This is a genomic window from Myxococcus sp. CA005 (assembly GCF_006518205.1).
In the GTDB taxonomy this organism is placed as follows: Bacteria; Myxococcota; Myxococcia; order Myxococcales; family Myxococcaceae; genus Myxococcus; species Myxococcus xanthus.
Window position 1 is genome coordinate 70267 of record NZ_SRLV01000019.1, and the last position, 25010, is coordinate 95276.

Sequence of the window (25010 nt, forward strand, 5' to 3'; positions counted from 1 at the left end):
CCTGCCCCTGGAGCCGCTGCCCCCCTGCCCGTGCAAGAGCGCATGACTCCCTTCCAACAGCGCGTCGCAGCCCTCTTCCGTGAGCTCCTTCGCGTGGAGCGCGTGGGCCTGCACGACGACTTCTTCTCGCTGGGCGGCCACTCACTCCTGGCCACGCAGCTTATCTCCCGGCTGCGTACGACCTTCGGCGTGGAGCTCTCCCTCAACGCGCTCTTCGACGCGCCGTCCGTGGCCAGCGTCACCGAGCTCGTCGAGGAAGGCATGCTCGTTCGTGTCACCGCGCCCCAGATTCCAGTGCTCCGGCCCGTGGCGCGCGATGGGAGCCTGCCGCTGTCCTTCGCACAGCAGCGACTGTGGCTCATCGACCAGCTCCAGCCCGGCGGCAGCCAGTACAACCTGCCGGGCGCGGTCCGGCTTGAAGGCGCGCTGGACACCGAGGCCCTGCGCCGTGCGCTGGAGTCCCTGGTCAAACGCCATGAGCCGCTGCGCACCCGCTTCGTGATGCGCGATGGTGACCCCCTTCAGGTCATCGACCCCGCGTCGGATTGGGCGCTCCCGGTGACGGACCTTACCGGCCTGCCGCGGGGCGACCGGGAGACCGAGGCGCGCCGGTTGGCCGCCACGGATGCGGGGCAGCCGTTCGATTTGAGCGCGGGCCCTCTCCTGCGCACCCTGCTGTTGAAGCTGGATGCGGACCTGCACGTGTTGGTGCTGACCATGCACCACATTGTGTCGGACGGTTGGTCGCTCGGCGTCATCGTGCGCGAGGTCGCCGCCGCCTACGACGCGTTCGCCCAGGGCCGCGGCCCCGCGCTTCCGCCTCTGCCCATCCAGTACGCGGACTTCGCATCCTGGCAGCGGCAGTGGCTCCAGGGCGATGTGCTCACCGCACACGTGGATTGGTGGAAGGAGCAGTTGGCCGGTGCGCCCCAGGTCCTGGACCTGCCCACTGACAAGGCACGGCCCAATCAGCGCTCGCAGTTCGGCGAGCTCTACCCCATCCACCTGTCGCAGGACGTGGTGGCGCCGTTCCTCGCGCTGGCGCGCCAGGCAGGGGCCACTCCGTACATGGCGCTGCTGGCCGTATGGCAGGTGCTGCTCTCGCGTTACAGCCGGCAGGAAGACCTGCTGGTGGGATCGCCCATCGCGGGCCGCCGCCACGGCGAGGTTGAAGGCCTGGTCGGGTTCTTCGTCAACACGCTGGTGCTGCGGGCCCGGGTGCGTCCGCGTGACTCGTTCCGAGCGTTCCTCGCGCAGGTCCGAGACACCACGCTGGCCGCGTACGAGCACCAGGACCTGCCCTTCGAGAAGCTGGTCGAGGAGCTCCAGCCGCGCAGGGACCTGGGCCGCAATCCGCTGGTGCAGACCTTCTTCTCGCTACTGAACACCCCCACGGGCCCGATGCAGGCCACTGGCCTCACGCTGCGTCCGGCGGACGTGGATATCGCGACCTCGCGCTTCGACCTGGGGCTCGCCCTCATGGACGACGCCGACGGACTGCGCGGCGCCATCGAGTACAGCACCGACCTCTTCGAGCCCGCCACCGTGGCCCGACTCGCCGGTCACCTGCGCGTACTCGTGGAGTCCGTGGCCGCGACTCCGGACCAGCCGCTGTTCACGCTGGAGATGCTCACCCCGGGCGAGCGTCATCAGCTCCTCCGGGAGTGGAACGACAGCCCGGCACGGTACGACGGCGCTGGCGGCACCATCGCGGAGGTCATCGCGCGGCACGCCTCCCTGCGCCCCTTCGCCGTCGCGCTGGAGTGCGGTGACGAGACGCTGACCTTCGAGCAGTTGGACACGCGGGCCAACCAGCTCGCGAACCTGCTCCGTTCGCGCGGGGTGAGCACGGAAGTGCTCGTGGCTGTGAGCCTGGAACGGGGCACGGCGTGGGTCATCGCGATGCTGGCGGTGCTCAAGGCCGGAGGCGCCTTCGTTCCGCTGGACGCGTCGTACCCCGCGCAGCGGCTGGCCATCATGCTGGAGGACGCGCCACCGCACCTGCTGCTCGCGTCGCGGGCCAACCACGCGAAGCTGCCGCTCCCCGACGGCGGGCTTCCCACCCTGCTCCTGGAAGAGCTGGACCTGTCGGAGTGGCCCACCACGTCCCCGGTGTCCGACGTGGGACCGAATCACCTGGCCTACGTGATGTTCACGTCCGGGAGCACGGGGCGCCCGAAGGGCGTGGCCATCCCGCACCGAGGCGTGCTCCGCCTCTCGCACAGTGAGCCCTTCATCCGCTTCGGCGTCCGCGAGACAGGGCTCGTCATGGCGCCCGCCTCGTTCGACGGCTCGGTGATGGAGCTGTGGCTTCCGCTGCTCAACGGAAGCGGCGTCGTCCTGTATCCGCCGGAGGCGCAAGCCAGCGACCTGGACACGCTGTCCCGCGTGGTGGAGCGCCACGGCGTCACGCTCATCCACTTCCCCGCAGGCCTGTTCTCGCAGGTCGTGGAGCACCGGAGCGACCTGCTGAAGAAGCTGCGGGCCATCAACGTGGTGGGTGACATCCTGTCCGCCCCGCACACGCGTCGCACGCTGACCACCACCGGAGTCCCCGTCACCAACGGCTACGGCCCGACGGAGAACTCCATCATCTCCACGAGCTACACGGCTTACGAGGCCTCGCAGGTCGGGGCCTCCGTGCCCATTGGCCGTCCTGTCTCGAACACGCAGGCCTACGTGCTGGATTCGCAGCTCCAACTGGTACCCGTGGGGGTGCCGGGAGAGCTGTACGTGGGCGGTGAAGGGCTCGGGCGCGGATACGTGTCGCGGCCGGACCTCACGGCGGAGCGCTTCATCCCCGCCCCCTTCGCCACCCAGCCCGGTGCGCGCCTCTACCGGACGGGAGACTTGGTCCGGTGGCGCCCGGACGGCACGCTGGAGTTCATTGGCCGCATCGACAATCAGGTGAAGGTGCGCGGGTTCCGCATCGAGCTGGCGGACGTCGAGGCCGCGCTGCGCACCCAGCCCGGCGTACTGGAAGCCGCTGCCGTGGTCCGCGAGGACATCCCCGGTGACAAGCGACTGGTGGCCTACGCCATGGGACGCGATGACGCGCCGCTGGATGTCGCGGCGCTCCGCGCGGGCATGCGTCAACGGCTCCCCGAGTACATGGTGCCGTCCGTCTTCGTGGTCCTCCCCACGTTGCCGCTGAGCACCAGTGGCAAGGTGGACCGGAAGGCACTCCCCGCGCCGGACAGCGCGTCCACGGGCCGTGATGGCCATTTCGTGGAGCCATCGAGCCCGCTGGCGCAGCAGCTCGCCGCGCTGTGGGCGAAGGAGCTGGGCACGGAGCGCATCGGCCTCCATGACCACCTCTTCGATGACCTGGGCGGAACGTCCCTGTCGGTCGTGCGCATCGCCAAGCGCATGCGGGAGACGTTGAACCGGGAGGTGCCGGTGGTGTGGCTGTTCGAGCACCCCACCGTGGACGCGCTGGCCGCCGTCCTGGAGCGCGACGCGAAGGTGGACGAGGTCCCCGCCGCCCCCGCGCGGCCCGAGCCTGCCTCCGAGCCGAGCGCCGAGGCGAAACACGCCACGGGCTCCGGCCTGGTCGCCATCGTGGGTATGTCGGGTCGCTTCCCGGGTGCCCGCTCCGTCCAGGACTTCTGGCGGAACCTGCGCGACGGTGTGGAGTCCATCTCCCGCTTCACGCCCGAGCAGTTGGAGCGGCTGCCCGGACTGCCCGAGGGACTGGAGCTGTCACAGCACCCGGCCTTCGTCCCGGCCGGCGGCGTTCTGGACGGCATCGACGGGTTCGACCCCGGCTTCTTCGACCTGTCGCTGCGCGAAGCGCAGTGGATGGACCCGCAGCAGCGGCTCTTTCTCCAGACGGCATGGTCCGCGCTGGAGGACGCGGGCATCGACCCGGAGCGCACGCCCGAGGCCATCTCGCTCTACGCGGGCGCCATCGACTCCGGCTACAAGGACGCGGTCCGGGCCACGCTGCCACTGGATGGCGCGGCGCTGTTCGAGCTCTACGGCACCGCCACCCATGAGAGCCTGGCCACCAAGGCCTCGTTCAAGCTGGGCCTCACCGGTGAGAGCGTCCTCATCTACACGGCGTGCTCCACGGGGCTCGTCGCCGTCCACCTCGCCTGCCAGAACCTGCTGGCCGGCCGCTCGGGTGTGGCGCTGGCGGGGGCCACACGCATCGCCGTCCCGCAGCGCACCGGCTACGTCTACCAGGAGGGCATGATTCTCTCTCCGGACGGCCACTGCCGGAGCTTCGACGCGAACGCGCAGGGCACGGTGTCCGGAAACGGCGTCGCGTGCGTGGTCCTCAAGCGGCTGGAGGACGCGCAACGGGATGGCGACTCCATCTACGCCGTCATCCGGGCCACGGCGACCAACAACGACGGGCGCTACAAGTCCGGCTACACCGCCCCCAGCGTCCAGGGCCAGGCGGCGGTCATCTCCCAGGCGCTCGCGCGCTCCGGCGTGCGGGCCCAGGACATCGGCTACGTGGAGACCCACGGCACCGCGACGCCGCTGGGCGACCCCATTGAAGTGGCAGCGCTCCAGCGCGCCTACGGCCTGGGCGTCGAGCACCGGGGCACCATTGCGCTGGCCTCGCTGAAGAGCAACATGGGCCACCTGGACACGGTGGCGGGACTTGCGGGCCTCATGAAGGTCGCGCTGTCCCTGCACCACGGCGAGGTGCCGCCCAGCCTGCACTTCGAGCGGCCCAATCCGCAGATCGACTTCGACGCCAGCCCCTTCTTCGTCAACACCACCCTGCGGCCGTGGCCGAGGACCGAGACGCCGCGACGCGCGGCCGTCAGCTCCTTCGGCATTGGCGGCACCAACGCCCACGCAGTGCTCGAGGAGTCCCCGATGGCGCACAGCGGCTCCACCACGCGCTCGCACCAGGTCGTCACGCTGTCCGCTCGCTCCGCCGAAGCGCTGGAAGCGGCGGCGCGGCAGCTCGCCGGGCATGCCGAGGCCCACGCCGCGGACCTGTCCCTGGCGGACGTGGCCTTCACGCATGCCGTGGGACGCAAGGCCTTCGAGTTCCGGCGCACCGTGGTGGCCCGGGACGCCGCGGACCTGACGGCGCGGCTGCGCAAGCCGTACACGCCGGTGAAGGTGGCCGATGCCGACGTGAACCGCCGCCGGGTGGCCTTCATCTTCCCGGGCCAGGGCGCGCAGCAGGCGGGCATGGGCCGCGAGCTGTACGAAGCGGAGCCGGCCTTCCGCGCGCACGCGGATGCGTGCCTGGCGCTGCTGGAGCCCGCGCTCCGGGAGCGGGTCCGCGAGGTGCTGTTCGCCGGGCCGGGAATGGACGCGGCGGCGGTGGCTGATACCCGTGCCGCCCTGCCCGCGCTGTTCACGGTGGAGTACTCGCTGGCCCGGATGTGGATGGACTGGGGCCTGCGGCCCTACGCCGTGCTGGGGCACAGCTTCGGTGAGTATGCCGCCGCGTGCCTGTCGGGCGTGCTGTCGCTGGAAGACGCGATGCGGCTCGCCGTGGCGCGGGGCGAGCTGATGCACCGGATGCCTCCGGGCGCGATGCTCGCGGTGGCGATGCCGGAGTCGCAGGTGCTGCCGCTGCTGACGGGGCGGCTGTCGCTGGCGGCCATCAATGCGCCGGACCGCTGCGTCGTCGCCGGGCCCATCGCCGAGGTGGATCGGCTCCAGGAGGAGTTGCGCCGCAGTGAGGTGGGCACGGTGCGGATGCCCGCGCCGCATGCGTTCCATTCGGCGGACGTGGAGCCGCTGATGCCGGCGTTGGCGGAGGTGGTGGCTTCACTCCAGCGCCAGGCGCCGACGCTCCGGTACGCCTCCAGCGTCACGGGGCGCTGGGCACAGGCGAACGAGCTGGCTCAGCCGGACTACTGGGCGGCGCAGATGCGTCAGCCGGTGCGCTTCACGAACGCGGTGGGGGCGCTGCTCGAAGAGGGATGCAGCCTGCTGCTGGAGGTGGGCCCGGGCCAGGACCTGACCCCGTTGGTGCGTGCATGCCTGGGGCGTGACAAGGAGCGGGTCAAGGCGGTGGCCACGCTGCGCCGTGGCGGGACGACTACGGAGCACGCGAGTCTGATGACCGCGGTGGGCGAGCTGTGGACCCTGGGCGTCTCGGTGGACTGGAGCGTCTTCTACGGCCACGAGCAGCGGCTGCGCCTGCACCTACCGACGTACCCGTTCCAGGAGAAGCGGTGCTGGGTGGAGGCACCGGCGCGTCCGGCGCCCGTGGCCATGCCCTCGCTGGCGAATGGCGCTGGGCACGGCAGCCTCGCGGCGCCCCACGCCACGTCGCCGCGGCAGGTGCAGGTCCAGGAGACGCCTGTGCCTGCCGCCACGCCAGAGCGTGAAGATGCGCCGCGAGGCGACATCGAGGAACGTCTGGCCTCGCTCTGGCGCGAACGGCTCGGCCTGCCGTTCGTGGGCCGCGACGACAACTTCCTGGAGATTGGCGGCAACTCGTTGATGGCCGCCCAGCTCCTCAACCAGGTGCGCTCCACGTTCGGCGTCCAGCTCCCGCTGGCCGCGCTGTTCGAGGCCCCCACCGTGGCGGGCATCGCGCAGCGCATCGAGTCCCTGCTGCGTCAGGCCCCGGTCGTGGAGAGCTCGCGCGAGCTGCCCATCGTCCCGCTGCCTCGGAACGAGCCCCTGCCGCTGTCCTTCGTGCAGGAGCGCGTGTGGCGCCTGGAGCAGCACCTGCCGGGCCTGTCCGCGTACAACATCCCGTTCGTCCTCCGGCTGGAAGGCGCCGTGGACGCGGTCCTCCTGGAGCGCGCCGTCCAGGAGATCATCCAGCGCCACGAGTCCCTGCGGACGACCTACGACGTGGTGGACGGCCGCCCCGTGCAGCGCTTCCACGCGCGGATGCACATCCCGCTGGTGCGAGTGGACCTCACCGGCGCCCCCGAGCACCGCGAAGCCGAGGCCATGCAGTTGGCTCGCGAGGATGCCGCGAAGCCGTTCGACCTGGTGAAGGGCCCCGTCGTCCGGACCACGCTGGTCCGGCTCGACGAGCGGCTCCACATCCTGCTGGGCAACATCCACCACATCGTCAGCGACACGCTGTCCATCTCCATCTTCATCCACGAGCTGTTCCAGTGCTACGCGGCCTTCCAGCAGGGCCGGCCGTCTCCCCTGCTCCCGCTGCCCGTGCAGTACGCGGACTTCGGCGCCTGGCAGCGGAAGGTCGTCGCCGAAGGGCGCTTGCCCGATCAGGAGTCGTGGTGGCGTCAGCAGCTCGCCGCCATGCCGAGGCAGCTCGGCATCGCCACGGACAGGCCGCGTCCTCCGACCAGCCCGCTCACGTCGGTGCGCATGCCGGTGTCCTTCTCCGCCGCCCTGTCCCGCGAGGTGGCGGGGTTCGGAAAGCGTGAGGGCTACACCTCGTACATGATGGTGCTCGCCGCGTGGCAGGCGCTGCTGCACCGCTACAGCGGGCAGACGGACATCATCGTCGGTACGCCCATCGGCAACCGCACCCGGCCAGAGCTGTTGCCGCTCATCGGGTACGTGGCGCACTCGGCCGCGTTCCGCACCAGCTTCGCGGACGACCCGACGTTCCTCGAGCTGCTGGCCCGCGTGCGGCAGGAGGTCAACGACGTCCAGCTCCGTCCGGACGTGCCCTTCGAGCACCTCGTGGAGGCCCTCATCCCCGGCAAGGACATTGGCCGGGGCCGGTTGACGGACACCATCGTCGTCTTCCACACCACCGCGGGCGGAGCCGCCGCGGCGCTGGAGCTGACCGGCGTTCGGGGGACGATGATGGAAGTGCCGGATGCCCCGGTGCAGTGGGGCGCGACGCTGTCCGACCTGTCGCTGGTCCTTGGCGATGACTCCGGCCGCATCGGCGGTGCGCTGGAGTACGCCACCGAGCTGTTCGACGAAGCCACGGCCCGGCGCATCGTGGAGCACCTCCAGGTGTTGCTGGGCTCGGCGCTGGCCCGGCCCTCGGAGCGCATCTCCCGGTTGCCCCTGGCCACGGATGCGGACCGGAGCGCCTGGCCCGCCCCCCTGCCCCGGTCTGTCTCGACGCCGGTTCCCACGCGACTGTCCCAACGCGCGGCCCGTCAGCCGGGAGCCACCGCCGTCCTTCAGGGCGCGACGTCGTGGACCTGGAGCGACCTGGCCCAGCGTGCGCGCAACGTGGCCGCACGGCTGCGCGCGCTCGGCGTGCAACCCGGTGAGCCGGTCGCGGTCTGCCTGAAGCCGTCCCCCACGAAGCTCGCAGTCCTCTGGGGTGTCCTGGAGGCAGGTGGCGCCGTCGTCGCCGTGGGCTCCACGGACCTGGGGCGCCTGTCTGACTTCGCGTTGCCCGGAGCCCAGGTGCCGGTGCTCATCACGTGGCGAGGCATCATGACCGCCGCCCGGTTGGATGCGGCGCGGGTGCTCCATGTGGAGGATGCGCTGGAGTCTTCCGGTGCCCTGGCGGAGCGTCCGGCCCCAGCCCCGGAAGCGCTGGCGTGGCTTCTGCCCGTGGGCGCCAACCAGTCGCCGTGGGCCCTGGTGCACCAGGGGCTCACCGAGCTCTTCGACGCGCTCGACATGCGGCTGCGCCCCTCGGAGGGCGCCACGTGGGTGGCCGCCGCGGAGTCCTCGGCGGAGCGTCCTGAGCTGGAGGCCCTGTGGGCCCTGTCTCGTGGACTGACCGTGACGTTCCCCTCCGAGCAGGTGACGGCTCAGTGGGAAGTGCTCCAGGGCGGCGGTCCGCGCCAGGGAGCGATGGACCTGAGCCTCATCTACTTCGCCAACGATGAAGACTCGCTCGTCGGCCCGAAGTACGAGCTGCTGATTGAAGGCGCGAAGTACGCGGATGCCAACGGCTTCTCGGCGGTGTGGACACCGGAGCGGCACTTCCACTCGTTCGGCGGCCTCTATCCCCAGCCGGCGGTGGTGGCGGGCGCGCTGGCCACCATCACCCGCAACCTGAGCCTGCGCTCGGGCAGCGTCGTCCTCCCGCTGCATGACCCGCTGCAAGTCGCCGAGCAGTGGTCCGTGGTGGACAACCTCTCCGGAGGCCGCGCGGGTCTGTCGATTGCGACGGGCTGGCACGTGGCGGACTTCACCTTCGCCCCGCAGAACTTCGAGGACCGCCGCAACGTCCTCCTGCGGAACCTGGAGACGGTCCGCGCCCTCTGGCGAGGCGAGAAGCTCCGCCGTCCGGGTGGCGGCGGCGTCACGGTGGAGGTGGGCCTGCGGCCCAAGCCCGTCCAGAAGGAGCTGCCCGTGTGGCTCACGGCCGCCGGCAGCCCGGAGACGTTCCGCCTGGCTGGCGAGGTGGGCGCTGGCGTGCTCACCGGATTGCTCACGCAGTCCTTGGAGGAGCTGAAGCAGAAGGTGGCCCTCTACCGCGAAGCCTGGCGCCGCAACGGGCACCCGGGCCGAGGGCACGTCGCGCTGATGCTGCACGCGTTCATCGGCGACGATGAACAGGAGGTGCTGCGCACGGTCCGCAAGCCGCTGCTCAGCTACTTCCGGAGCTCGGCGGAGATCACCGCCACGCTGCTGGCCGCGCAGGGCTACCAGGGCGAAATCGACAAGGTGTCCGAGGAGGACGTGAATGCCCTGCTCGAACACACCTTCGAGCACCACGCGAAGGGCACCGGCCTCATCGGCACGGTGGAGAGCGGCGTGCAACGCCTGCTCCACGTCCGGGAAGCCGACGTGGACGAGGTGGCCTGCCTCATCGACTTCGGCCTGGACACGCCAGTGGTGCTGGAGGGACTGCGCCGGCTGACCGTGATTCGCGAGCGCCTGGTGCAGGACGCCTCGCAGCGGAAGGTCCAGCGGCAGGCGGAGGGAACGCTGGCGGTCGACGAGCTGCTGGCGCTGGCCCGGCAGTCGGGCGCCGTCCTGTTGCATGCCTCGGCGCGGCTCGCGCGCACGCTGGTGGAGTTGCCGCAGGCCCGCGAGGCCCTGGAGCCCGTGGGCGCGCTCGTCCTGGACGGCGCCTCCGCGGAGCTGGCCTTGTCGCTGCACCGGAACCTGGGAACGGAGGTCCTGCTCGCGGGCGCCGCTGGCGAGGGAGGCCTGCTGCCTCGGCCTCCCTCGGAGCGTGTCCCCGAAGGGCTCCAGTCCTGGGTGCTGGACGCGGCCGGATTGCCGGTTCCCCCAGGCGTCGTGGGTGAGCTGGCCCTGGAGGGCGCGGGCCTTCCCTGGGACTTGTGGCGCGCCAACGAGCAGGAGCGCCGCCGCTTCGTGCAGCACCCGTCGAGCAGCTCGGCCCGGCTCTTCCGGACCGGACGGCACGCGCGGCTCCGCGTGGACGGCCGCGTGGAGCACGTCACCCTCCCCGCCGCGCCCAAGGTGCAGGCCCCCGTGGCCGCGCAGAAGCCCAAGCCCAAGGCGCCTTCCGTGCCAGCGCTGCAACCCGAGCACTCGGCGATTCCCCGCGTGCCCCGGACCCGGCCGCTGCCCCTGTCCTTCGCGCAGCAGCGGCTCTGGTACCTCCAGCAGCTCGACCCGAGCAGTACGGCGTACAACAACGGATCCAGTTTCCGCCTCACTGGTCCGCTGAACGTCGAGGCGCTCCAGGCTGCGCTCAACGAGGTGGTGCAGCGGCACGAAGTCCTCCGCACCACCTACCAGCTCACGGAAGAAGGCGCGGTCCAGCTCATCCACGCGGAGGGCTCGCTGCCGATGCCGGTGGAGGATGTCCCCGGCGAGACGCCGGAAGCGCGTGAAGCGGAGATGCTGCGGCGGTGCGCGGCGCTCGGAGCGCTTCCGTTCGACCTGGACAAGGGGCCGGTGGCGCGCGCGGTGCTGCTCCGGATGGGACTGGAGGAGCACGTCCTGAGCCTGATGCAGCACCACGTCATCTCCGACGCCTGGTGCACCCTGGTGCTGGGCCGCGAGCTGTCGGTGCTCTACGCCTGCTTCAGCGCGGGCATCCCGTCGCCGCTTCCGCCGCTGGAGGTGCAGTACGCCGACTACGCGGTGTGGCAGCGCCAGTGGCTGGAAGGCGCGGTGATGGAGGAGCAGGTTCGGTGGTGGAAGGAGCGGCTCACATCCGTCCCCGCGCTCGAGCTGCCCACGGACCGGCCTCGGCCCGCGGTGCAGTCCTACGCGGGCGGCAGCTTCCGCTTCGAGCTGCCCTCCGATGTCTCGGAGCCCCTCCTCGCCTTCGGGCGGCGCGAGGGCGCCACGTCGTTCATGGTGCTCATGGCGCTGTTCCAGGCGCTGCTGGGGCGCACGGCGGGCCAGGAGGACTTCGCGGTGGGCATCCCCACGGCCGGTCGTTCCCGGCCAGAGGTGGAGGGACTGCTGGGTTGCTTCGTGAACACGCTCGCGCTGCGCTCGCGGTTGGAGGGGGCACCGTCGTTCCGGGAGTTGCTGGGCCGAGTGAAGAGCCAGTCACTGGATGCGTTCGCGCATCAGGACGCGCCCTTCGAGCGCATCATCGAAGCGCTCCAGTTGCCGCGTGACCAGAGCCGCACGCCCGTGTTCCAAGCCGTCCTCAACGTGGTCAACACGCCCACCGTGGACGTGGCGCATCAATCGCTGAAGTTGAGCCAGCTCGGCATCGAGGCGGATACCTCCAAGTTCGACCTGAGCCTGGAAATCGTCGAGCGCAAGAACACCCTGTTCTGCCGTTTCGAGTACGCGTCGAGCCTCTTCGATGGCGGCACCGTGCAGAGGCTCGCGGGCCATCTGATTGAACTTGCCCGGGCCGTCATCGTCACGCCGGACCTGCCGCTGCAACGTGTCGCCATCCTCTCGGAGGACGAGCGCCGCCAGGTACTGAAGGGCTTCCAGGGACGTGAGATGGCGCCCGCTTCCGAGGCGAGCATCCACGCGCTGATGGAAGCGCAGGTGGCGCGCACGCCGGACGCGGTGGCGGTGGCGTTCGAGTCGGAGCGGCTGACGTACCGGGAGCTGGACGCGAAGGCCAACCAGGTGGCGCACCACCTGAGGGGGCTGGGGGTGGCACCAGAGTCGCTGGTGGGCGTGTGCCTGGAGCGCTCGGTGGACATGGTGGTGGCGCTGCTGGGCGTGCTGAAGGCGGGCGCGGCCTACGTGCCGGTGGACCCGGCGTACCCGAAGGAGCGACTGGGGTGGATGCTGGAGGACACCGGGGCGTCGGTACTGCTGACGCACGAGAAGTGGAAGACGGTGCTTCCGCCCAGCGCCGCGCGAGTCGTGTGCCTGGACAGCGCAGCGGGAGAAGTGGCGAAGCAGCCGGTGACGAAGCCGGCGGTGCAGGTGGGCCCCCAGGCGCTGGCGTACGTCATCTTCACCTCAGGAAGTACGGGGCGTCCGAAGGGGGCGATGAATGCGCACGGAGGCGTCGTCAACCGGCTGAAGTGGATGCAGGAGGAGTACGGGCTGGGTGGCACGGACGTGGTGCTGCAGAAGACGCCCTTCAGCTTCGACGTGTCGGTGTGGGAGTTCTTCTGGCCGCTGCTGGCGGGGGCGAAGCTGGTGGTGGCGCGGCCCGGAGGGCACCAGGAGCCGGCGTACCTGGTGAAGCTGATGAAGGCGGAGGGCGTGACGACGGTGCACTTCGTGCCGTCCATGCTGCGCGCCTTCGTGGAGGAGCCCGGGCTGGAGGGGCTGGGAAGTCTCCGGCGGGTGGTGTGCAGCGGTGAGGCGCTGAGCGCGGAGTTGGTGAAGAAGGCGTACGCGCGGCTGCCCGCCCCGGTGGGGGTGCACAACCTCTACGGCCCGACAGAGGCAGCAGTAGACGTCACGTACTGGCCCTGCCCTCGTGGCGAGGACTTCCACCGGGTGCCCATTGGCCGGCCGGTGGCGAACACAGTGCTGTACGTGCTGGACACGCACGGGCAGCCGGCGCCGGTGGGCATCCCGGGCGAGTTGCACATTGGCGGCGTGCAGGTGGGACGCGGGTACTGGCAGCGACCGCAGTTGACAGCGGAGCGATTCATCCCCGACGCCTTCAGCGGCATTCCGGGCGCGCGCTTGTACCGAACCGGAGACGTGGCGCGGTGGTTGCCGGACGGCACGCTGGAGTACCTGGGCCGGGCCGACTTCCAGGTGAAGCTGCGCGGCTTCCGCATCGAGCTGGGTGAAATCGAGACCGCGCTGCGCATGCATCCCGGCGTGCGCGACGCCGTCGCCGTGGTGCGTGAGGAGACGCGAGGGGATGCCCGCCTCGTGGCCTACGTCACGGGTGACTCGGCGCCGCTGGAGGCCGAGACGCTGCGAGCACAGCTGCTGAAGCAACTCCCCCAGCACATGGTGCCGTCGACCTTCGTTCACCTGGGCGTCCTTCCGCTGACGCCCAGCGGAAAGGTGGACCGCAAGGCCCTGCCCGCCCCCGAGGCGCCCACCGTCCAGCGGGGCCTCTACGTCGCACCGCGCACGCCGACGGAGGAAGCCCTGGCCGAGCTCTTCGCCCAGGTGCTCAGCGTCGGCCGGGTCGGCATCCACGATGGGTTCTTCGAGCTGGGAGGTCACTCGCTGCTGGCCACCCAGGTGGTGGTGCGCGTGCGGACGCGCTTCGGCATCGAACTCCCGCTGCGCGCCTTCTTCGAGTCACCCACCGTCGCCGGACTCGCGGCGTACCTGGACGGCCAGAAGAACGCGCCCGCGCAGTCCGACGCCGCGGTGCCGGCACTGACCCACGCGGACCGGCGCGCCTCGCTGCCACTGTCCTTCTCCCAGCAACGGCTCTGGGTCATCAGCCAGTGGAGCGAAACGGGCAGCAGTGCCTACAACCACCCGCTGGCGCTCCAGCTCACGGGCGCGCTGAACCTGCCCGCGCTCCAGCGAAGCTTCGACACGCTGGTTGCCCGCCACGAGGTGCTGCGGACGACGTTCCGCATGGAAGGCGGCGCGCCCGTCCAGGTCATCCACCCGCCCTCTCAGGTTCCCATCGAGGTCTTGGACTTGTCGGGTGAGGCCGTCGCCCATCTTCGTGAGGCGGAGACGCTGCGACGGGTCCAGGAAGAGGTCCAACGCCCCTTCGACCTGGCGAAGGGCCCGGTGGTCCGCGGCATCCTGTTGAAGCAGTCCGCGGCGGAGCACGTGTTGGTGCTCAACATGCACCACATCGTCACCGACGGCTGGTCCAACGGCGTGATGGTCCGGGAGATGGCGGCGATCTACGGCGCCTTCCGGCAGGGGCAGCCGTCTCCCCTGCCCCCGCTCCCGTTCCAGTACGCGGACTTCGCGGCGTGGCAACGGAAGTGGCTCCAGGGGCAGGTGCTGGAGGCGCAGCTCGACTACTGGCGTGGGATGCTCGCGGACGCGCCGCCGTACCTGGAGCTCCCCACCGACAAGCCGAGGCCGGAGCAGCCGTCCTTCCAGGGCGACAACACGCCCATCCAATTGCCGGCGGCCCTGAGCGACGCCGTGGACGCGCTCGCGCTGAAGGAGCGGGCAACGCCCTTCATGGTGTTGCTCTCTGCCTTCCAGGTGCTGCTGAATCGGTACTCCGGGCAGGATGACGTGCTGGTGGGCTCGCCCATCGCCGGCCGTCGCCACGCGCAGACGGAGGGGCTCATCGGCTTCTTCGTCAACACGTTGGTCCTGCGCGCTCGCTTCGGTCAGGACCCGACGTTCCGGGAGCTGTTGGCCCAGGTGCGTGACACCACGCTGGGGGCGTACGAGCACCAGGACCTCCCCGTCGAGCGGCTGGTGGAGGACCTCCGCCCCACCCGTGAGGAGGGCCGCACGCCGCTCTTCCAAGTGATGTTCGCTCTCCAGAACACGCCGGTTCCCGAGCTGACGCTCCCGGAGCTGTCCCTCCGGGGCTTCGAGTCGAAGCACACGGTCAGCCGCTTCGAGCTGGAGCTGGTCCTGTCCCGGGCGACGGAGGGCTACCAGGGCGGGCTCGTCTACAGCACCGACCTGTTCGAGTCCGCCACGGCGGAGCGACTGGTAGCGCACCTCCAGGTCCTGCTGGAAGAAGCCGTGACGTCGCCGGACACCCCTGTCTCCGCGCTGCCGCTCGAAAGAGAGGAGGCGCCGCAGCCGGACGACGCAGCGGACATGGCTCGCGAGGCCACCTTCCACCTGCGTGTCGAGGAGCAGGCGGCTCGGACGCCCGATGCCCCCGCCGTGTCGCTGGAGTCCCAGGTCCTCACGTACGCCCAGCTCAACGCGAAGGCGAACCAGCTCGCCGCGCAGCTGCGTACGATGGGCGTGGGCCCGGAGGTCCGCGTGGGCCTGTGCCTGGAGCGCACGCCCGATGCCATCGTCGCGGTGCTGGCGGTGCTCAAGGCCGGTGGGGCCTTCGTCCCCATCGACCCGGCTGCACCGGCGCAGCGCAAGTCCTTCGTCCTGAAGGACTGCAACGCGTCCGTGCTGCTCACCCTCCAGCACCTGGCCGATGCATGGAAACCCCAGGTCCGGAACTTGCTGTGCCTGGATACCGAGGCCTCGAAGCTGGCGTCACTCCCGACGCGGAACGCCGTGGTGAACGTCCTCGGGGAGAACCTCGCGTACGTCATCTACACGTCTGGCTCCACGGGCACGCCCAAGGGCGTCATGGTGCAGCACCGCTCGTTGCTCGCCATGCACGCGGGAACGACGGAGGCGTTCCAGGCAACGGGAGCCACCCGCCAGCGCATCAGCCTCAACGCCCCGTTCCACTTCGATGGGGCGTTGGAGCCGCTGGTCCATCTGGCGGACGGACACTGCCTCTGCCTGGTGCCCGAGGAGACGCGGAAGGATCCGGAGGCGATGCTGGCGTGGGTGGGGCAGCAGCGCGTGGACGTGCTGGACTGCACGCCCGCGCAGCTCACGCTCTTGCTCCAGGCTGGACTGCTGGAGCAGACGCATGTGCCCTCGCGAATCGTGTGCGCGGGAGAAGCGATGGCCCCGTCGCTCTGGAAGCAGTTGGCCAGCACGGAGCGCACCACGGCGTTCAACGCCTACGGCCCCACGGAGAGCACCGTCTGCGCCACCACGGCGAGCGTCCGGAACAGCACCGCGCCCGTGCCCGTCATCGGGCGGCCCATCCAGGGCACGCGAGCCTACGTGCTGGATGCGCGGCAGCGGGTGGCCCCTGCGGGCATCGCGGGTGAGCTCTACCTGTCGGGAGACGGCCTGGCCCGTGGGTACCAGGGACAGCCGCAGTTGACCGCGGAGCGCTTCATCCCCGACGCGTTCAGTGGAACCCCGGGGGCCCGCCTCTATCGCACGGGGGACAAGGCGCGGTGGCGGCATGACGGCACGCTGGAGTACCTGGGTCGGCTCGACTTCCAGGTGAAGCTGCGCGGCTTCCGCATCGAGCTGGGTGAAATCGAAGCCGTGCTGCGGACCCATGACCAGGTGCAGGAAGCCGTGGTGCTGGTCCGTGAGGACGTGCCCGGCGACAAGCGGCTCGTGGCCTACGTCGTCGTCGTGGTGACGCCCGAGGCCCCGGTGACCGCGGAGCTGTTGCGTCAGCACGCCCAGGAGCGGCTGCCGGAGTACATGGTGCCGTCCGCCTTCGTGCTGATGGGCACCCTGCCCCTCACCCCTACCGGCAAGGTGGACCGGAAGGCCCTGCCCGTCCCGGACGTCTCGAACCTGGCCGTCAAACGCGATGTCGAGCCGCCCGCGACGCCCCTCGAGGCTCAACTGGCGGAGGTCTGGAAGGAGCTGCTGCGTGTCCCCACCGTGGGCCGGCGCGACACCTTCTTCGAACTGGGCGGCCACTCCCTGCTGGCCACCCAGTTGGTGGCGCGCATCCGCGCCACCTTCGACGTGGACCTGAACCTGCGTACGTTCTTCGCGGCGCCCACCGTGGCCGCGCTCGCCGAGCGCCTGTCCTCCGCCTCATCCGGTCCCCGGCTTCCAGCCCTGACGCGAGCCCGGGGGGACGGAGCACTGCCGCTCTCCTTCGCCCAACAGCGGCTCTGGTTCCTGGATCAGCTCCAGCCGGGGAACGCGTCCTACAACATGCCGACGGCACTGCGCCTCTCGGGTGCGTTGGACGTGGCCGCCTTGCAGCGCGCCGTGGACGAAATCGTCCGTCGGCATGAATCGCTCCGCACCACCTTCCAGACCGAGGACGGCGCGCCTCGCCAGGTCATCCACGCGCCGCACCCCGTGGCTGTGGACCGGGTGGACTTCTCGGGCATCCAAGACGAGTCGCACCGGGAAGCGGAGGCGCTGAAGCGCGTCACCGCCGATGCCCGGCGTCCCTTCGACCTGACGCAGGGCCCCCTGCTGCGCGTCACCCTGTTGAAGCTGGCGCCGTCCGAGCACGTGTTGCTGCTGTGCATGCACCACATCATCTCGGATGGCTGGTCCATGGGCGTGCTGGTCCGTGAGGTGACCTCGCTCTACGGCGCCTTCCATGCCGGTCAGCCCGTGTCCCTGCCCGAGCTTCCAGTGCAGTACGCCGATTACGCGGTGTGGCAGCGGGGGTGGCTCCAGGGCGACGCGCTGAACCAGCAGTTCAGCTTCTGGAAGGAGCAGCTCGCGGGCGCTCCGCACGCACTGGAGCTTCCGACCGACAAGCCGCGCCCAGCGTTCCTCAGCACCCGGGGCGCATCGGTGCCGGTGCAACTCTCCCTGGCGCACAGCCAGGGCGTGGAGACACTGGCCCAGAAGGAAGGCGTCACGCCCTTCATGGTGCTGCTCGCGGCGTACCACATGCTGCTGAACCGGTACTCGGCCCAGGATGACGTGTTGGTGGGCTCGCCCATCGCGGGCCGACACCATGCGCAGACGGAGAGCCTCATCGGCTTCTTCGTGAACACGCTGGTGCTGCGCGCGCGCTTCGGCCGCGAGCTGACCTTCCGCCAGCTCCTGGCGCAGGTGCGGGACACCACGCTGGGGGCCTACGAGTATCAGGACCTCCCCGTTGAGCGATTGGTGGAGGAACTCCAGGTGGAGCGGGACCCGAGCCGCACCCCGCTCTTCCAGACGCTGTTCACTCTGCAGAACGCACCCATCCCCGAGCTCGTGTTGCCGGGCCTGACGGTGCGGCCGGCGGACGGTGAGGACACCGGCGTGGCGCTGTTCGAGCTGAGCCTGGACCTGTTCCGTGGCGCGGACGGCTTCAGCGGGACGCTCAACTACAGCACCGATTTGTATGAAGAGGCCACGGCCCAGCGGCTGGCCTCGCACTACCAACGGCTCCTGGAAGGCGTCCTGGCCCGGCCGGACGAGCGTGTCGCCGCGCTGCCGATGATGCCTCCTGAGGAGCGTCAGGCCGTGCTCGAAGCCGCGAGCGGCGCTCGGGAGACGCTTCCGAAGGACGCGCACATCCACGCGCTCTTCGAGGCGCAGGTGGCTCGCACGCCCGACGCGCTGGCCGTGGTGGCGGGCGCTGAGTCCGTGACGTACCGGGAGCTGGATGCGCGGGCGAATGCGCTCGCCCTCCGTCTGCGCGCGGCGGGCGTGGGACTGGAGCAGCGCGTCGCGGTGTGCGTGGAGCGCTCGGTGGAGCTGCTGGTCGCGCTGCTGGGGGTACTCAAGGCTGGCGGGGCGTACGTGCCGCTGGACTCGGAGTACCCGGCGGAGCGCCTGCGCTTCATGTTGGAGGACAGCGGCGCTCGGGTCATCGTGGCCCGTGCGGCGTTCCGCGAGCGCCTGGGTGCCGCGGCGGGCTGCGTCTGGCTGGATGCGGAGGTACCTCCCTCCTCCGGCGTGCCCCAGGCCCCCGCTGTCCTGGTGCCCCCCGAGGCTTCCGCGTACGTGCTCTACACGTCCGGCTCCACGGGCCGGCCCAAGGGCGTGGTCGTCCAGCACCAGTCACTGGTGAACTTCACCCGCGCGGCGTGGACGTCCTTTCCGGTGGCGCCAGGAGACCGGGTGCTCCAGTTCGCCTCCATCAGTTGGGACACCAGCGCGGAGGAGATCTACCCGTGCCTCACGAGCGGCGGGACGTTGGTCCTCCGGACCCCGGACATGCTCGACGAGCCCGGTGCGTTCCTGGCGAAGTGTGGAGCGGCGGGCGTGACGCAGCTCAACCTGCCCACGGCCTTCTGGCATGACGTGACGGCGAGCCTCGATGCGGGCACCGCCCGTCTCCCCCCAGGGCTGAAGTGGGTGGTGATTGGCGGCGAACGCGTGGCGCCGGAGCGGGTGGCCCAGTGGCAGCGGAGCGTCGGGGTCGAGCTGCCCCTGCTGAACACGTACGGGCTCACCGAGGTGACGGCGGTGGCCACGTCCGTGAACCTGTCAGCGGCTGGAGTTCTGGCGTCCCCGGGCGCCGAGCGCGAGGTGCCCATTGGCCGGGCGCTGACGAACGTGCGGATGTACGTGCTGGACCGCGAGCTGGAGCCCGTCCCCCCGGGCGTGCCCGGAGAGCTGTTCATCGGCGGCTGGGGTGTGGCCCGAGGCTACCTGGGCCGGCCGGAGCTGACGGCGGAGCGCTTCGTGCCTTCGCCCTTCGTGGACAGCGAGCGGCTGTACCGGACCGGAGACCTGGCGCGGTGGCGCCGGGACGGGAACCTGGAGTACCTGGGCCGCGGCGACACCCAGGTGAAGGTCCGCGGCGTCCGCATCGAGCCTGGAGAGATTGAGGCCGCCCTTCGCGCGCATCCCACGGTCCACGACGCCGTGGTGCACGTCCGCGAAGACGTCGCTGGCGACAAGCGATTGGTGGCATACGTCGTGCCGTCGTCCGCGCCAAGCGCGGGCCAACTGGAGGCGTCCGCTCTCCGGGAACACCTGCGAGGGAACCTCCCCGAGTACATGGTGCCCGGCGCCTTCGTGTCACTGGCCGCCCTGCCCCTGACGCCCAGCGGAAAGGTGGACCGGAAGGCCCTTCCCGCACCGGAGGCCTCACAACTGGCCCTCAAGCGCGACAGCATGCCCCCCGCGACGCTCATGGAGGCCCGGCTGGCGGAGGTCTGGCAGGAGCTGCTGCGAGTCCCCACGGTGGGACGCCACGACAACTTCTTCGAGCTGGGGGGTCACTCCCTGTTGGCCACGCGCGTGGTCGCCCGCGTCCGTGCCGACTTCAACGTGGAGCTGAGCCTGCGCGCGTTCTTCGAGGCCCCCACCGTGGCGGCCCTCGCAGAACGTCTGGGCTCCGCCACGCCCGGCTCCCGGCTGCCACCGCTCACCCGGGCCCGGCGTGACGGGCCGGCGCCGTTGTCCTTCGCCCAGCAGCGCCTGTGGTTCCTGGATCAGCTCCAGCCGGGCAACGCCTCCTACAACATGCCGTCCGCGCTGCGCCTGTCGGGGACGCTGGACGTCAACGCCTTGCAGCGCGCCGCGAATGCCCTGGTGGAGCGGCACGAATCACTCCGCACCACGTTCCAGGCCCAGGGCGGCGAGCCCCGCCAGGTCATCCACCCACCGGGAGCGCTGCCACTGAAGGTGGTGGACCTCTCGGGACTCCAGGGGCGGGCGTACCGGGAATCCGAGGCGTTGAAGCGCGCCACCCACGACGCACAGCAGCCGTTCGACCTGTCCACGGGCCCCCTGCTGCGCGTCACCCTGCTGACGCTGACCCCCACCGAACACGTGCTGGTGCTGTGCATGCACCACATCATCTCGGACGGCTGGTCCATGGGCGTGCTCGTCCGGGAAGTGGCCGCGTTCTATGACGCAGTCCTTCGCGGACAGCCCGCGTCCCTACCTGAGCTCCCCGTGCAGTTCGCCGACTACGCGGTGTGGCAGCGCGGGTGGATGCAGGGCGAGACGCTGAAGCAGCACCTGGGCTGGTGGAAGGAGCAGCTCGCGGGCGCGCCGCACGCGCTCGACGTGCCCACGGACAAGCCGCGCCCCGCGGTGGTGTCGCACCAAGGCGCTGGCGTGCAGGTACAGCTTCCGTTCGCGCTCAGTCAGGCGCTGGAGGCGTTGGCCCAGAAGGAAGGCGTCACGCCGTTCATGCTGTTGCTCGCGGCCTTCCAGGCGCTGTTGTGCCGGCACTCGGGACAGGACGACGTGCTGGTGGGATCGCCCATCGCCGGGCGCCGTCAGGCCGAGTCCGAGCCACTCATCGGCTTCTTCGTCAACACGCTGGTCATGCGCGCCCGAATCTCCCCGGAGACGACCTTCCGCCAGTTGTTGGCGCAAGTGCGCGACACCACGCTGGGCGCGTATGAGCATCAGGACGTGCCCTTCGAGCGGCTGGTGGAGGAACTCCAGCCCTCGCGAGACCTGAGCCGCACGCCGCTGTTCCAGGCCATCTTCGCCCTGCAGAACGCACCGGGCTCCGATCTGGCCCTCCAGGACCTCTCCCTGCGAGAGCTGGAGCCGACGCATGGTGTCAGCCGGTTCGAGCTGGAGCTGGCGCTGGCCCGCCTCCCGGAGGGCTACCAGGGCGCGCTCATCTACAGCACCGAGCTGTTCGAGCCCGCCACAGCGGAGCAACTGGTTGAGCACCTCCGGCTGCTGCTGGAAGGAGCCGTGGCGTCACCGGATGACCCCGTGTCCACCCTTCCCCTCCACACGGAGGCGGAGCAGCACCAGTTGATGGTGGACTGGAACAGCACCACCTCCAGCGTCCAGCGCGGTGGCATCTTCCACACGCGCTTCGAGCAGCAGGTGGGACGCACGCCCAACGCGCCCGCCGTGGCGCTGGATGAGCAGGTGCTGTCCTTCAGTCAGCTCAATGCGAAGGCGAACCAGCTCGCCGCGCACCTGCGCACGCTGGGCGTGGGCCCGGAGGTCCGCGTGGGCCTGTGCCTGGAGCGCACGCTGGAGGCCATCATCAGCCTGCTGGCGGTACTGAAGGCCGGAGGCGCCTTCGTCCCCATCGACCCGATGGCGCCCTCGCAGCGACGTTCCTTCATGCTGGAGGACAGCGGGGCCACCGTGCTGCTCACCGTCCAGCACCTGGCCGAGGCCTGGCGGCCCCAGGTCCGGCATGTGCTGTGCCTGGACACCGAGGCCGCGAGGCTGGCGTCACTGCCCACGTACAACGTCCCCGCGAACGTGCGCGGAGAGAACCTCGCGTACATCATCTACACGTCCGGCTCCACGGGCACGCCCAAGGGCGTCATGGTGCAGCACCGCTCGCTGCCGTGGTTGCTGCAGGGAATGACGGAGTCGCTGGAGATGGCCGAGCCCGCCGGGCAGCGCCTCAGTCTCAACGCGCCGCTGTACTTCGACGGCACCGTGGAGCGGCTCATGCACCTTGCGGAGGGCCACTGCCTGTGTCTGGTGCCAGAGGCCACGCGGAAGGACCCGGAGGCGATGGTGGCGTGGCTGGAGCAGCAGCGCGTCGACATGCTGGATTGCACGCCTGCGCAACTGGCACTCCTGCTCCAGGCCGGGCTCCTCGAGCGAAGCCACGTCCCCGCCAGGATTTTCTGTGGAGGCGAGGCCATGTCGCCCATGCTCTGGAATCGACTGGCCAGCACGGAGCGCACGACGGCCTTCAACGTCTATGGCCCCACCGAGAGCACGGTGTGCGCCACCTCCGCGCGCGTTCAGGGCAACCCGAGTCCCGTCCCCGTCATTGGCCGTCCCATCGTGGGAACGCGGGTGTACGTGTTGGACTCGCGACAGCAACTGGCTCCGCTGGGAACCGCGGGCGAGCTGTGCATCGCGGGAGAAGGTGTGGCCCGGGGCTATTTTGGCAGGCCAGGGCTGACGGCGGAGCGCTTCATCCCGGACGCTTTCAGTGGACAGCCGGGGGCCCGCCTCTACCGCACGGGAGACAAGGCCCGGTGGCGGCATGACGGCACGCTGGAATACCTGGGGCGGCTCGACTTCCAGGTGAAGGTGCGGGGCTTCCGCATCGAGCTGGGCGAAATCGAGGCCGCCCTGCGCACCCACGGTCAGGTCCAGGACGCCGTGGTGCTGGCGCGCGAGGACGTGCCGGGCGACAAGCGGCTCGTGGCCTACGTCGTGGGCGACTTCATCACGGCCGAGTCGCTGCGCCAGCACCTCCTGCAGCGGCTGCCTGAGTACATGGTGCCTTCGGTCTTCGTGCCACTGGCCGCCCTGCCGCTGACGTCCACTGGCAAGGTGGACCGCAACGCGCTGCCGACACCGGACGCATCCCAGCTCGCGCTCACGCGCGACGTCGAACCGCCTGCGACGCCCACGGAGGCTCGGCTGGCGGAAATCTGGAAGGAGCTGCTGCGGATCCCCACCTTGGGCCGGCATGACAACTTCTTCGAGCTGGGCGGACACTCCCTGCTGGCCACCCAGGTCGTGGCCCGCATCCGCGACACCTTCGATGTGGAGCTGAACCTGCGCGCGTTCTTCGCGGCCCCCACCGTGGCGACGCTCGCCGAGCGGCTGGCCTCCACGACGCCCAGCCTCCGGCTCCCGCCCCTGACGCGCGCCGGGAGGGACGGAGCACTGCCGCTCTCCTTCGCGCAGCAGCGACTGTGGTTCCTGGATCAGCTCAATCCGGGCGACGTGTCCTACAACATGCCGTCCGCGCTGCGGCTGTCAGGGACGCTCGACGTCGAAGCCCTGCGGCGAGCCGTGAGTGCCATGGTGGAGCGGCACGAAGCGCTCCGCACCACGTTCCAATCGGTGGCTGGCGAGCCCCGGCAGGTCATCCACCCTCCGCACGCCACGGTGGTGGAGGTGGTGGACCTCTCGGACATCCAGGACCGGGCCCAGCGGGAAGCGGAGGCGATGCAGTGCGCCACCCGGGATGCCCGACAGCCGTTCAATCTCTCCGCGGGGCCCTTGCTGCGCGCCACGCTGCTGAAGCTGGAACCGTCCGAGCACGTCCTGTTGCTGTGCCTGCACCACATCGTCTCGGACGGCTGGTCCCTGGGCGTGCTGGTGCGTGAGGTGACCACGTTCTACGAGGCCTTCCACAACGGACACCCCGCTGCCCTGCCCGAGCTTCCGGTGCAGTACGCCGACTACGCGGTGTGGCAGCGCGGGTGGCTCCAGGGCGAAACGCTGAAGGCGCAGCTCGGCTGGTGGAAGTCGCAGTTGGCCGGTGCGCCCCATGCGCTGGAGTTGCACACCGACAAGCCCCGGCCCGCGGTGCTGCGTCACCACGGCGCGGCGGTGCCGGTGCAACTGCCCCAGGAGCTCGCGCTGATGCTGGATGCGCTGGCGCAGCGTGAGGGCGTCACACCGTTCATGCTGCTGCTCGCGGCATTCCAGTCGGTCCTGGCCCGTCATGCCGGGCAGGACGATGTGTTGGTCGGCTCGCCCATCGCCGGCCGGCGCCACGCGGAGACCGAGCCGCTCATCGGCTTCTTCGTGAACACGCTGGTGCTGCGCGCCCGCCTCACGCCCGCGATGACCTTCCGTCAGTTGCTGGCGCAAGTCCGTGACACCACGCTGGGCGCGTATGAGCATCAGGACGTGCCCTTCGAGCGGTTGGTGGAGGAACTCCAGCCCTCGCGAGACCTGAGCCGCACGCCGTTGTTCCAGGTGATGTTCGCGTTGCAGAACACGCAGGTCCCCGAGCTGACCTTGCCCCAGCTGTCGGTCCGTCCCGCGGACGCCGACGACTCGGGGGTGACGCTGTTCGAGCTGAGCCTGGACCTGGCGCGTGCCCAGGATGGCTACGAGGGCGCGCTCGTCTACAGCACCGAGTTGTTCGAGCGCGCCACGGCGGAACGGCTGGCCACCCATCTCCGGCTGCTGCTGGAGCGTGCCGTGGCCGCGCCGGACCTGGCCCTCGCCACCCTGTCCCTCCACACGGAGACGGAGGAGCAGCAGTTGATGGTGGACTGGCACGACCTCGCGCCAGCCCGCGAGCGGGGTGCGCTCTTCCACACACGCTTCGAGCAGCAAGCCGCGCGCACGCCCGAGGCCCCCGCCGTGACACTGGGGGCGCAGGTGCTGTCGTTCGCCCAGCTCGACGCGAGGGCCAACCAGCTCGCCTCGTCCCTGCGCTCGCTGGGCGTGGGCCCCGAGGTCCGCGTGGGCTTGTGCCTGGAGCGCACGCCGGACGCCATCGTCGCGGTGTTGGCGGTGCTCAAGGCGGGGGGCGCCTTCGTGCCCATCGACCCGTCAGCGCCGGCACAGCGCAAGTCCTTCGTCCTGAAGGACAGCGACGCGTCCGTCCTGCTCACCGTCCAACCGCTGGCGGACGCCTGGAAGCCGCAGGTCCGGCATCTGTTGTGCCTGGACACCGGGGCGTCGAACCTGGCGTCACGGCCCACGGATGACGTCACGGTGGAGGTCCGCGGAGAGAACCTCGCGTACGTCATCTACACGTCCGGCTCCACGGGCACGCCCAAGGGCGTCATGGTGCAGCACCACTC

1 protein-coding gene (running past both ends of the window) is annotated in these 25010 nt (G+C 70.4%); it reads left to right on the plus strand.

All 25010 nt of this window come from inside a single coding sequence — locus FMQ63_RS11270, hybrid non-ribosomal peptide synthetase/type I polyketide synthase (protein ID WP_011553792.1), on the plus strand. Of the gene's 42825 coding nucleotides, 15741 precede the window and 2074 follow it; the stretch shown corresponds to coding positions 15742-40751, spanning codon 5248 (complete) through codon 13584 (partial); the first codon wholly inside the window starts at position 1. Both the start codon and the stop codon lie outside the window.